Source organism: Salinarimonas ramus (genome assembly GCF_014645695.1).
Classification (GTDB): Bacteria; Pseudomonadota; Alphaproteobacteria; order Rhizobiales; family Beijerinckiaceae; genus Salinarimonas; species Salinarimonas ramus.
The window spans coordinates 194135-206884 of sequence record NZ_BMMF01000003.1 but is presented as its reverse complement, the minus strand read 5'-3'; the positions used below and the strand labels follow the sequence as shown (position 1 = coordinate 206884).

6 protein-coding genes are annotated in these 12750 nt (G+C 71.3%); 3 read left to right on the top strand and 3 right to left on the bottom strand.

Annotated features, from left to right (window positions below; translation table 11 throughout):
- Positions 1 to 3 precede the first annotated feature (3 nt).
- Positions 4 to 1566 carry an alpha/beta hydrolase gene (locus IEX89_RS05560; protein WP_188910482.1) on the bottom strand — a complete coding sequence of 521 codons (1563 nt, stop codon included), beginning with the start codon at positions 1564 to 1566 and terminating at the stop codon, positions 4 to 6.
- Positions 1567 to 1846: 280 nt separating this feature from the next.
- Between IEX89_RS05560 and IEX89_RS05555 the strand changes: the two genes are divergently transcribed.
- Together IEX89_RS05555 and pdeM are read left to right on the top strand one after the other, a co-directional pair.
- On the top strand, positions 1847 to 5353 hold the full coding sequence (locus IEX89_RS05555; RefSeq protein ID WP_188910480.1) for a sensor domain-containing protein: 3507 nt from the start codon (positions 1847 to 1849) through the stop codon (positions 5351 to 5353).
- Positions 5354 to 5461: 108 nt separating this feature from the next.
- Positions 5462 to 6235: a ligase-associated DNA damage response endonuclease PdeM gene (gene pdeM, locus IEX89_RS05550; protein ID WP_373290553.1), complete on the top strand. Its 774-nt coding sequence runs from the start codon at positions 5462 to 5464 to the stop codon at positions 6233 to 6235.
- Here pdeM and IEX89_RS05545 read toward each other — a convergent pair.
- Together IEX89_RS05545 and IEX89_RS05540 are read right to left on the bottom strand one after the other, a co-directional pair.
- The gene (locus IEX89_RS05545; RefSeq protein WP_188910478.1) at positions 6184 to 7614 is read right to left on the bottom strand and encodes a UdgX family uracil-DNA binding protein; all 1431 of its coding nucleotides are present in this window, start codon (positions 7612 to 7614) and stop codon (positions 6184 to 6186) included. The genes pdeM and IEX89_RS05545 overlap by 52 nt on opposite strands.
- Positions 7614 to 8846 carry a putative DNA modification/repair radical SAM protein gene (locus tag IEX89_RS05540; RefSeq protein ID WP_188910475.1) on the bottom strand — a complete coding sequence of 411 codons (1233 nt, stop codon included), beginning with the start codon at positions 8844 to 8846 and terminating at the stop codon, positions 7614 to 7616. The genes IEX89_RS05545 and IEX89_RS05540 overlap by 1 nt, the downstream gene beginning before the upstream one ends.
- Positions 8847 to 9246: 400 nt before the next feature.
- Between IEX89_RS05540 and dnaE the strand changes: the two genes are divergently transcribed.
- The gene (gene dnaE, locus IEX89_RS05535) at positions 9247 to 12717 is read left to right on the top strand and encodes a DNA polymerase III subunit alpha (RefSeq protein WP_188910473.1); all 3471 of its coding nucleotides are present in this window, start codon (positions 9247 to 9249) and stop codon (positions 12715 to 12717) included.
- The last annotated feature ends 33 nt before the right edge of the window (positions 12718 to 12750 follow it).

Genomic DNA, 12750 nt, shown 5'->3' with positions numbered 1-12750 from the left:
AGCTCAGGAGGCGAGCAGCGGGAAGGTGACGCCCAGCGCCCAGGCGAAGGCGACCGCGTTCGCCACGCCGGCCACGAGCGGATGGCCGGTTGCACCGTAAAGGAAGCGCGAGAACAGGCCGTAGACGAGGAGGAAGGCCGCGATCACCGGGACGATGATCACGAGGAAGAACAGCCGCTCGAAATCGAGCGCGACCGCGAGCGCGAGCGAGAGGACGAAGGCGAGCTTCGCCGCCGGATAGCCGAGCCGCGCTGCGCCGGGCCCGCGCGTCGCCCACTCGTCGGCGAGGAAGAAGGGCAGCGTGCCCACCAGCATGAGCGCCACGAGCCAGATCCGCTCGCGCCCCGGCACGAAGCTCGTGACGAACGTGTCGAGCGGCCAGACGATGGCGACGAAGAAGAAGGCGATCGTCGCGGCGAGCGCCAGGGCGAGCCGCCGGCGATCGACGGGGATCGCCCGGGCGGCGCTCCGGTCGCGTCGCCGGATGACGACGAGGCACGCGGCCGCGATCAGGCCGTAGAGCAGGAAATGCGCCGCGAGATAGTCGGCGACGAGGACGGGCAGGACCTGCGTCGGCACGAGCCGCAGGACGAGGGGCGTCGCGATCGCTGGAACGAGGAGGGCGATCCAGAGCCGCCGCCAGGGCAGCCCCGCGCCGATCGGCGCCGGCGCGACCCTCGGCAGGAGACGCGAGAGCGGGCGCGCCGAGACGACGATGCCCGCGAGAAGCAGCAGGATCAGCGGCCCGCGGCGGTCGACGAAGATCGGCTCCGTGCGGGCGATCCCGAAGGTGGCGTCGAGCCAGGCCACCGTCTCGGCCAGCGTCTCGCGCGCATAGAGCACGCCCACGTGCTCGACGCCCTCGGCGAAGACGACGCGCCGCCCCGTGCCGGCGGCGGGGTCGCCGACCGTGGTGCCCTCCGCCACCCGGGCCCCGTCGGCGGCGAGCGCGAGCACCCGCAACGCCTCCTCGCGCAGGCCCGCTTCGAGCCCGCCCACGACGACGAGGAGGTTCTCGGGCTCGTCCGCCGTCACGGCGGGGGAGAACATGGACACGGCGATCGTGGCGGCGACGACGGGCGCGCCGGCGTCCTCGTTCAGCGCGCGCGCCGCCCGCACCACGATGTCGGAGGCCATGGAATGGCCCAGCAGCGCGAGCCTGCCGTCGCCGAGCGCGCGTGCGGCGTCGGCCACCGCTCGCGTCTCCGCGACGAGGGTTCGCGTCGCGCCGTCCTCCTCCACGATGGACCCCGCGAGCGGGCGCGGATTGCGGCCGTGGCCGGCGTAGTCGAAGGCGATCGCGACGTAGCCGTTGCGGGCGAGCGTCACGGCGAAGGCCTGCATGAGCTGGCGCGACCCCGCGAAGCCGTGGGCGATCACCACCGCCGGCCCCGCGGCCTCGTTCGCCGGTCGGTAGACGCTCGCGGGCACGTGCCCGACCGTGACGCGCTCCACGACGAGGGGCCGCGTCGCGGCGTCGAGCCGCCACAGGGCGAACGCGATCGCCGCCGCCGCGAGGAGCGCCAGCACGCCATCGAGAGCCGAGAACCCGAAGCGCCGCGCCATCCGTCTCCCTCGTCCGCTTCCCGTGCCGTCGACAGGGCACGCCGCGACCTTCGCAGCCCGTCCCGCGGGGCGCAATCGCGGGCAGCGCGAGGTGCGTCCAGGGAAGCGCGACAATTTAAGATGATGCAACACGTGTTTATGCACTCGTTTACTTCCGCTCCGTAGAGTTCTGCGTCGGGGTCGGCCCTCCCGGTACCCCCGAGCCGATGGAGCCCGTGATGACGCCATTCGCGCCGCCGCTCGTCCGCGTCGCCGAGACGATGCGCGGGAACGCCGTGGCATGAAGCTCGCGCTGCCGGCCCGCATGCGCGCGACGCGCCCGCGCGAGCACAGGCTCGTCCCGGCGCTCCTGTGCCTGCTCGGGCTCGGCGTGATGCTGCTCGCGCTCCTCCTCTTCAAGGAGGCCGAGACGCTCCGCGGCAACGAGGAGGGCGCGACGGCGGAGCTCGCGAGCCTCGTCGACGCGGTGGGCCTCCAGGCCGCCCTCGCCAAGGACGTCGGGCTGCACGCCGCCCTCGCGGTCTCCGCGCCGGAGGACGAGGCCGCGCAGGCGGCGCTCGCGCGTGCGCTCGCCCTGCAATCCGAGACGCTCGCCGCATTCCGCGAGACCCTCGACCGCGCCCGCGACGCGAACGCCATGCGCGAGGCCTTCACCATCCTCGCCCTCGACGTCTGGGACGTCTCCCGCCTCGCCGAGGCGGTGCGCGACGGGCAGGCGGAGATCGACGCCCTCGTCGCGGCGACGGACGCCGTCGTCGTGCGCTCGGCCGAGCTCGTGGGGATCCTGCGCGACGAATCGCAGGCGATCCAAAACAGCCGTCACGACGAGCAGGCCCTGCTCGAGACGATCGCGGGCGCTCTCGTCGGCTGCCTCATCGCCGTGTGCCTCGTGCCGGCGCTCTTCCTGCTGCATCGTCAGAACCGAAACCTCCACGGCGTCTCCCGCGATCTCGAGGCGGCGGCGGAGGAGCTCACCGTCATGTCCGAGATGGCGCACGTGGCGCCCTGGCACATCGACTGCCGCACGGGCCGCGTGCGCTGGGCCAAGCGCCTGCGCGAGCTCCTGCGCATGCCCGAGGACGCGCTCGAGACCTTCGCCGGCACGCTCGCGCTCTTCGAGCCGGCCTCCGCGGAGCGGCTCGCGCGCCTCGTCGGCGACGCCCGCGAGAACGGGGTGGGCTGGGACGTCGAGCTCACGACCTGCAAGGCGGCCGGCAGCCGCCGGCTGCGCTGCTTCGGCCAGGCGATCCGCGAGGGCGAGGCGGTCGTCGCTATCGCCTCCGCCATGCAGGACGTGACCGACATCGCAAGGGCGCGCGAGCGCTACGAGACCGCCCGCCAGCGCCTCGCCATCGCCACCGAGGGCGCGAATATCGGGCTGTGGGACTGGATGCCCGGCACGAACGAGAACTGGTACAACGAGACTTGGTGGACGATGCTCGGCTATCGCCAGGGCGAGCGTCCCGACGCCATGGAGAGCTGGCTCTCCCTCGTCCATGCCGACGACGTCGCCCCCGCGCAGGAGCGCCTGCACAAGCATCTGCGCGGCGAGGCGGCGGACTACCGCGCCGAGTTCCGCATGCGCGCCGCCGACGGGACCTGGCGCTGGATCCTCGCCGTCGGCCGCGTGGTCGCCCGCGACGACAGCGGAGCGCCGGCGCGCGTCTCGGGCCTGCATCTCGACATCACCGAGCGACGCGAGGCGGAAGCCGCGCTCGCCGAGAGCGAGGGGCGCTTCCGCTCGCTCTCCGCCATGGGCTCGGACTGGTTCTGGGAGCAGGATGCGGAGCTGCGCTTCACCCTGTTCTCGCAGGAGATCAACGGGCTCTGGAAGAACCGCGAGGAGCTCATCGGCAAGACGCGGCGCGATCTGCCCATCGAGCTCGAGAACACGACCTGGGACGAGCACCTCGCCCAGCTCGCCCGGCGCGAGCCCTTCCGCAATCTCGAATACCGCGTGCAGGAGGGCGGCTTCACCCGCTGGTTCCGCATCAGCGGCGATCCGATCTTCTCCGAGGACGGCACCTTCCGCGGCTATCGCGGGGTCGGGACCGACGTCACCGAGCGGCGGCTCGCCATGCAGCAGCTCGTCGAGGCGAGCCGCTCCGCCTCCGAACGCGCGCGCCAGCTTCAGCTCACGCTCTCGCACATGATGCAGGGCCTGACCATGTACGACGCCTCGGCCCGGCTCGTGATCTGGAACGACCGCTATCTCGAGCTGATGGGGCTCGAGCCCGGCGCCGTGCGGCACGGCATGCACCTGGAGGAGGTGTTGCGTCTGCGCGTCTCCGCGGGCTGCTTCTCGGGCGACATCCCCACGACGATGCAGGCCTTCTTCGAGCGGCTCGGCCAGGGCCAGGAGACCCGCGCCGTCATCCGCACCCGCTCGGGGCGCCTCATCGCCCAGACCAACGCGCCGATCCCCGGCGGCGGCTGGGTGACGACCCACGAGGACGTCACCGAGCGCGAGCAGGTCGCCGCCCGCATCAACCACGCCGCCAACCACGACGTCCTCACCGGCCTCGCCAATCGCGGCGCGCTCAAGGTTCGCATGGAGGAGGCGCTCCACGACGACGCCGGGCGCCCCTTCGCCGTCCTCCTCGTCGATCTCGATCGCTTCAAGGCCGTCAACGACACGTTCGGCCACGCCATCGGCGACGGGCTCCTGGTGCAGGTGGCCGAGCGCATGCGCGCGCACGTGCGCCAGGACGACCTCATCGCACGGCTCGGCGGCGACGAGTTCGCGCTCCTCATCCGCGGGCGCGGCGACATCCGCGACGGCTGCGAGGCGCTCGCGCGCCGGCTGCTGGGCGCGCTCACCGAGCCCTTCTCCGTGGAGGGGCGCCAGGTGAGCATCGGCGCCAGCATCGGCGCGGCGCTCGCGCCGATCCACGGGCGCAGCGTCGACGAGCTCCTGCGCAACGCCGATACCGCGCTCTACCGCGTCAAGGCGGACGGGCGGAACGCCTGGCGCGTCTTCGACGGCGATCTCGACGCGGCGGCGCGGGCACGCCGCGAGCTGATCCGCGACCTGCGCGAGGCCATGGCTCGCGGGCAGTTCTCGCTTCACTACCAGCCCATCGTCGACATCGCGACGCGCGAGACGATGGGCGTCGAGACGCTGCTGCGCTGGACGCATCCCGAGCGGGGCATGGTGCCGCCGAGCACGTTCATCCCGCTGCTGGAGGAGACGGGCCTGATCACGCCGGTGGGCGACTGGGTCCTCGCCCAGGCCTGCCGTGAGGCGGCGCAATCCCTGCCGGACGACGTTCATCTCGCGGTGAACGTCTCCCCCGCGCAGCTGCGCAATCGCGGCCTCCTCGACGCGGTCGTCTCGGCTCTGGAGGAGAGCGGTATCGCGCCCGAGCGCCTCGAGCTCGAGGTGACGGAGACCGTCCTCCTCGACGACGACCAGGCGCTCCTCGCCGACCTGCGCCGGGTGAAGGCGCTGGGCGTGCGCATCTCGCTCGACGATTTCGGCACGGGCTATTCGTCGCTCAGCTACCTGCGCATGTTCCCCTTCGACAAGATCAAGATCGACAAGTCCTTCGTGAACGACTTCGTCGAGCGCGAGGATTGCGCCGCCATCGTGTGCTCCATCATCGCGCTCGCGCGCAGCCTCGACATGGTCTGCACGGCGGAGGGCGTCGAGACCGAGACGCAGGCCACCATGCTGCGCGCCGCCGGCTGCGACCTCGCCCAGGGCTACCTGTTCTCGAAGCCCATGCCCATCGCGGCCCTCGGCCTCGCTCGCAGCGACGACGACGACACGCGCCGCATCGCCTGACCACCCCCCGAACGCCCTCCCGCGACAGCGCGTCCCGCCGGCGCGCGCTGGCGAGGCGCGCGCGAATCGGCCATAGAGGCGGAACGGGACGCGAACGGCGAGGCGCGGGTGAGCGCGGCGGCACTGGCGAGAGAAGATCGAACAGGCGAGCGCGCGGACATCGCGCTCGGCGCTCTCGCGCTCGCCCTCGACCGCGCCGGGATCGCCTACGCACCCGACCACCGCACGCTGCTCGTCGCCGATCTCCACCTCGAGAAGGGCTCGGCGCGTGCGCGGCGCGGCTTCATGCTGCCGCCCTGGGACACGCGCGAGACGCTCGCGCGCCTCGCCGCCCTCCTCGACGCCTACCGGCCCGCGCGGGTGATCGCGCTCGGCGACAGCTTCCACGATGTCGGCGGGCCGGATCGGCTCGGCGAGGCGGAGCGCGCCGATCTCGCGGCGCTCCAGGCGGGGCGGGACTGGCTCTGGCTCACGGGCAACCACGACCCGGCTCTGCCGGCGGCGCTCGGCGGCGAGATCGCCGGAGACGTCGTGCTGGACGGCGTGCGGCTGCGCCACGAGCCCGGCGGCGCCGCTTTGCCCGAGATCGCGGGTCACCTCCATCCGGTGGCGAAGGTGCGCCTGCGCGGGCGGGCCGTGCGCGCGCGCTGCTTCGCCCATGACGGCGCGCGGTTGGTGATGCCGGCCTTCGGTGCCTATGCGGGGGGGCTCAACGTCTGCGACGCGGCCTTCGCGCCGCTCTTCCCCACGGGCTTCACCGCCCACGTCGCCGGGCGCGAGCGGCTCTACGCGCTCGCCTCCGCCATCCTGTGCGACGACCGCGGCACGCCTCAGGCGGCGAGCGCCTTCGCCTCGGCGAGGTCGCGCACGAAGTCGGCGTAGCCCTTCGCCTTCGCCTCCTCGTCGGGCAGGCGCAGCAGGTAGGAGGGGTGGACCGTGACGTAGCCCGGCAGCGCCGGCGCGTCTTCGTCGTTCGCGATGTCCCGGGCGAAGCTGGCCGGGCCGCGGGACTTGAGCAGCGGCATCTGCTTGCCCGTGAGCGCAGTGAGGGCGGTAGCGCCGAGCGCGATCACGAGCTGCGGGCGCACCAGCTCCAGCTCCTGCATCAGCCACCAGCGATAATGCTTGATCTCGCCCAGCGACGGCTTCTGGTGGATGCGCCGCTTGCCGCGCTCCACGAACTTGAAGTGCTTCACCGCATTCGTGACGTAGCACGCATCACGGTCGATCCCGACCTCGCCGAGCGCCTTGGCCAGCATGCGCCCGGCGGGCCCGACGAAGGGGCGGCCCTCCTGGTCCTCGACGTCGCCCGGCTGCTCGCCCACGAAGGCGAAGACGGGCTCGATCGGCCCCTCGCCGATCACGGCGCGGCGCGAGAAGTCGGCCGGCGGCTCGTAGGCGCGGATCTGCGCGGCGAGCGCGTCGAGCGAGGCGGGGCGCTCGCGGGCAATCATCGCGTCGAGGGCGGCGCGGGGCTCGCGTTTCGTCGGCATGGTGGGCTCCCTGTCCATCATGCCCCCAACGCGCGAGGCGGCGCCTCGGACGAGATCGGGGATGATCTCGGCCTCGGGGAGGTTCTTCCAGTATTTCTTCGGCATCTCGGCGCGCATGGCGGTGGGGTTGACCCGCGCGGGATTGAAGATCGCGCCGTAATAGTCCCGCCAGCCGTCCTCGAAGCCGTCCTTCGCCGGAGCGTCCTCCTTGCGCCCCGGCGGGCCGTAGGCGAGCCGCTCGCGGTCCCAGTGGATCGAGCCGTCGGGCGTGTAGATCGACCAGAGCATCGCGCCGAAACGGTCCCGGAAGAAGGGCCCGACGGCGCGTAGGATGTGGTGGTCGGGCTCGAACCAGGCGGCGTAGCGCTCGGGCTCGGCCCCCTCCACCTGCCGGAAGCGCACGAAGGCGTGCATCTTGTGGATGTCGCGCCCGATATTGCGCTTCATCACGTGGAGCTGATGCATCAGCGGATCGGCGACGATCTCGGCAAGCCGCCGCTCGCCGTGGAGGACGCGCCAGACGAGCTCGTAGAGGAGCGCCCAGCGCGCGGGATCGCGATGCATGGCGACGGTCGCGATGATCGGCGGCACGCTCTTGGGCAGCGCGAGGGGCGGGGCCTCGCCGATCTCGGCCTCCGGCAGCAGGCTCGCATTGCCCGCCTCCTCGAAGACGACGTCGCGCGGTGCGAGGCCTTCCGCAACGAGGGCGCGCGCGGCGCGACGAAAGCCGTCGAGATCGGGGCCCTTCTCCAGCGAGACGCGGCGCATCAGAACAGCGTCAGCTGCTCGGCCGGGCGCTGCACGAGCCGCGCCCGCAGGTCCTGCCGGTCGAGGAGCGCGCCCGGCGTGTGGTCGCTCGTCACGAGGAAGGCGCGCGCACGCTTCACCGAGCCCGCGAGCCGGGCCACGTCGTCGAGGCAGAGCCGCCTATGGCGGCGCGCGACGAGGATCTTGTCCACCGCCTTGGCGCCGAGCCCCGGCACGCGCAAGAGCGTCTCGCGATCGGCCCGGTTCACGTCCACGGGAAAGCGCTCGCGGTGCTTGAGCGCCCAGGCGAGCTTCGGGTCGACCTCGAGATCGAGCATGCCGTCGACGGCGCCGGCTGCGATCTCGTCCACCTCGAAGCCGTAGAAACGCAGCAGCCAGTCGGCCTGGTAGAGCCGGTTCTCGCGCTGCAGGGGCGGGGGCTTCAACGGCAGCATCCGGCTCGAATCCGGGATCGGCGAGAAGGCGGAATAATAGACGCGCCGCAGCTTGTAGCCGGAATAGAGCGCGGTCGAGGTCCGCAGCACGTCGGCGTCGCTGGACGAATCCGCGCCCACGATCATCTGCGTCGATTGACCGGCGGGCGAGAAGCGACGGGCGGTGCGGGAGGTCTTGCGCTCCTCCTTCGCCTCGGCGATGCGCTCGGTCATGCGGCCCATGGCGCCGCGGATCGTGCCGTCGTCCTTCTCCGGCGCGAGCGTCTTGAGCGATTCGCGCTGGGGCAGCTCGATGTTGATCGACAGCCTATCGGCGTAGAGCCCAGCCTCCTCGATGAGGAAGGGGCTCGCCTCGGGGATGGTCTTCAGGTGGATGTACCCGCGAAAGCCGTGGACCTCGCGCAGCGTCTTCGCCACGCGGATCATCTGCTCCATCGTGTAGTCTGCGTTCTTGACGATGCCCGACGAGAGGAACAGCCCCTCGATGTAGTTGCGCTTGTAGAAATTCAGCGTCAGGTCGACGACCTCCTGCACGCTGAAGCGTGCCCGCTCCACGTTGGAGGAGCGGCGGTTCACGCAATAGACGCAATCGAACAGGCAATAGTTCGTCAGCAGGATCTTGAGCAGCGACACGCAGCGCCCGTCCGGCGTGTAGGCGTGACAGATCCCGCTGCCCCCCGTCGAGCCCAGCCCATCCGTGCGCGACGTGCGCTTGGGCGCGCTCGACGAGGCGCAGGACGCGTCGTACTTGGCCGCGTCGGCGAGGACGCGCAGCTTGCGCGAAAGGGCGGGATCCATTCGGGGAGGATGGCGCGGGTTCGCGTTTCGTTCAAGGAGGTAGGATGTCGCGGGCAGGAGGCGTGGACGTCGGTCACTGCTCTCCTTCCCTGTAGGGGAAGGTGGCTCGGCGCAGCCGAGACGGATGGGGCGCGAAGCGTTCGGCGGAGCCGAATTGGACGTGACCATCCTAACACCGAGGTTTCCGCTTCGCGGAACACGCCTTCGGCGTGCCCCATCCGTCCCGCCGCTGCGCGGCGCGACACCTTCCCCTACAGGGAAGGAGAGCGCTTCGGCGACCGACCCGTCGGGGCCTCCGGCTGAGCCGTCCACAGCCCCGTCGCCCCCATCCCCTCGACACCCGCGCCCGCAGATTGGATAAGGAATGGGCGGCGGATCGGGACACGGGGAGAGCGCAGCGATGGCGATCATCAAGGACCCGGGTTTCGTCCATCTCCACGTGCACTCGTCCTACTCGCTGCTCGAGGGCGCGCTGCAGATCGGCGCCCTCGCCAAGCTCGCGCTCGCCGATCGCCAGCCGGCGCTGGCGCTGACCGATACGAACAACCTCTTCGGCGCGCTCGAATTCTCCGAGAAGCTGTCGGGATCGGGCATGCAGCCGATCGCCGGCGTGCAGCTCACGACCTGCTTCGAGACGCCCGATCCAGCGCAGCGCCAGGGCCCGGCCGCCATCGCCGCCGGGCTCGCCAACGTCGTGCTGCTCGCACAGACCGAGGAGGGCTACCGCAACCTGATGCGGCTCGTCACGCGGGGCTATTTCGACGTCCCGCTCGGCGCGAGCCCGCAGGTCTCGCTGGAGGCGCTCGCGGACCACGCGGAGGGCGTGATCGCGTTGACCGGCGGGCTCGGCGGTCCGCTCGATCGCGCCTACGCCACCGGCCGGCCCGAGCTCGCGGCGGCGCGCCTCTCCGCGCTCGAGGCGATCTACCGCGATCGGCTCTACGTCGAGATCCAGCGCCACGGCCTGGAGGAGGAGCGCGCGGTGGAAGGCGCGCTCGTGGCGCTCGCCGACGCGCGCGGCCTGCCGCTGGTGGCGACGAACGAGCCCTTCTTCGCCAAAGAGAGCGATCACGAGGCGCACGACGCGCTCCTCGCGGTGGCCGAGGGGCAGGTCGTCGCCAACACCGACCGCCGCCGGCTCTCGCCGGAGCACCGTTTCAAGACGCGCGCGGAGATGGCCGCGCTCTTCGCCGACATGCCCGATGCGCTCGCCAGCACCGTCGAGGTGGCGATGCGCTGCTCGTATCGGGTGACGACGCGAAAGCCGATCCTGCCGCGCTTCACCGCGGACGTGGAGGGCGTCGACGGCGAGGAGGCCGAGAGCCTCGAGCTCGAGCGCCAGGCCCGCGAGGGGCTCGTCGCCCGCCTCGCCGCCCACGGCATCGCGCCGGGCACCACGCGGGAGGAATACGAGAGCCGGCTCGAGTTCGAGCTCGGCATCATCCGGCGGATGAAGTTCCCCGGCTACTTCCTCATCGTCGCCGACTTCATCAAGTGGGCCAAGGACCACGACATCCCGGTCGGGCCGGGCCGCGGCTCGGGCGCGGGCTCGCTGGTCGCGTGGTCGCTCACCATCACCGACATCGACCCGCTGCGCTTCGGCCTCCTCTTCGAGCGCTTCCTCAATCCCGAGCGCGTCTCGATGCCGGACTTCGACATCGACTTCTGCGTCGAGGGCCGTGAGGACGTGATCGCCTACGTGCAGCGCCGCTACGGCGAGCCGCAGGTGGCGCAGATCATCACCTTCGGAACGCTGCTCGCCCGCGGCGTGCTGCGCGACGTCGGTCGCGCGCTCGCCATGCCCTTCGGGCAGGTGGACAAGCTCTGCAAGCTCGTGCCGCAGAACCCGGCCAAGCCCGTGACGCTCGAGCAGGCCATCGCCGACGAGCCGAAGCTGCGCGAGGCGGCCGAGCAGGAGGAGGTGGTCGAGCGCCTGCTCGCCATCGCCCAGAAGCTGGAGGGGCTCCACCGCCACGCCTCGACGCACGCCGCCGGCGTCGTCATCGGCGACCGGCCCCTGCAGGAGCTGGTCCCGCTCTACCGAGACCCGAAGACCGGCATGCGGGTCACGCAGTACAACATGAAATGGGTCGAGCAGGCCGGCCTGGTGAAGTTCGACTTCCTCGGCCTCAAGACGCTCACCGTGCTGCGCAACGCCGTCGACCTCCTGAAGGAGCGCGATGTCGCCGTCGACCTCTCGAACCTGCCCCTCGACGACGCGACGACCTACGAGATGCTCGGCCGCGGCGAGACGGTGGGCGTGTTCCAGGTGGAATCGGCGGGCATGCGCAAGGCGCTCGTCGAGATGCGGGCCGACCGCATCGAGGACCTGATCGCGCTCGTCGCGCTCTACCGCCCGGGCCCGATGGCCAACATCCCCGTCTATTGCGAGCGCAAGCTCGGCCGCGGCGAGGCCGAGAGCAAGTGGTACCCGCATCCCAAGCTCGCGCCGATCCTGCGCGAGACCTTCGGGATCATCGTGTACCAGGAGCAGGTGATGGAGGTGGCCAAGCTCTTGGCCGGCTACTCGCTCGGCGACGCCGACCTCCTGCGCCGCGCCATGGGAAAGAAGATCAAGGCGGAGATGGACAAGCAGCGCGTCCGCTTCGTGGACGGCTGCAAGGCCAACGGCATCGACGAGGCCAAGGCCGACGAGATCTTCGACCTCCTCGCCAAGTTCGCCGATTACGGCTTCAACAAGTCCCACGCCGCCGCCTACGCGGTGGTGTCCTACCAGACGGCGTATCTCAAGGCGAACCATCCGGTCGAGTTCCTGGCGGCATCCATGAACCTCGACATCGACAACACCGACAAGCTCTCGGAATTCCGCCGCGAGGCGCAGCGCCTCGGCATCCGGGTGGAGGCGCCCTCCATCAATCGCTCGCAGGTGCGCTTCTCCGTGAAGGACGGTGCCATCCGCTACGCGCTCGCCGCCGTGAAGGGCGTCGGGCGCCAGGCCATGGAGGCGATCGTCGCCGCGCGCGGGGACGTGCCCTTCGAGGACCTCGCCGACTTCGCCCGGCGCCTGCCGCCCAAGGCCGTGAACAAGCGGATCCTCGAAAATCTCGTCTGCGCCGGCGCCTTCGACGATCTCGAGCCGAACCGCGCCCGAGCCTTCGCCGCCGTGGAGCCGATGCTGTCCCTCGCCGCCCAGGCGGCGGAGGCGGAGACGACGGGCATCGTCGACATGTTCGGCGGGCTCGCGGCGGCGGAGGTCTCGCTGCGCATCCCCGATCACGAGCCCTGGACGGCGTCCGACCGGCTCCAGCGCGAATACGACGCGGTCGGCTTCTTCCTCTCGGGCCACCCGCTCGACGAATATTCCGAGCTCCTCGGCAAGCTGCGCGTCCAGCGCTGGAGCGAGTTCGTGCGCTCGGTGCGGGCGGGCGCCAGCGTCGGGCGCCTCGCCGCCACCGTGCTCGACCGCCAGGAGCGGCGCACCAAGTCCGGCTCGAAGATGGGCATCCTCCAGCTCTCGGACCAATCCGGGCATTTCGAGGCGATCCTGTTCTCGGAAGGCCTCCAGCGCTTCCGCGACACGCTGGAGCCCGGCACCGCCGTCATCGTGCAGGTCCAGGCCAGCGCGGAGGGCGAGGACGTGCGCGCCCGCATCGCCGACGCGCAGCCGCTGGAGGAGGCCATCGCCAAGCACCAGAAGGCGATGCGCATCTTCCTGCGCGACGACAAGGCCATCCGCTCCGTCCAGGAGCGCCTGCGCGCCAAGGGCGAGGGCGAGGTCTCCCTCGTCCTCATCCTGGAGGGCGGCGAGCAGGAGGTGGAGGTGAAGCTGCCGGGCAAGTACCTCGCCTCGCCCCAGATCGCCGGGGCGCTGAGGGCGGTGCCGGGGGTGGAGCACGTGGAGATCAGTTGAGCGGCGAGGCGGGTCGCCATTGCTCGGATCCCG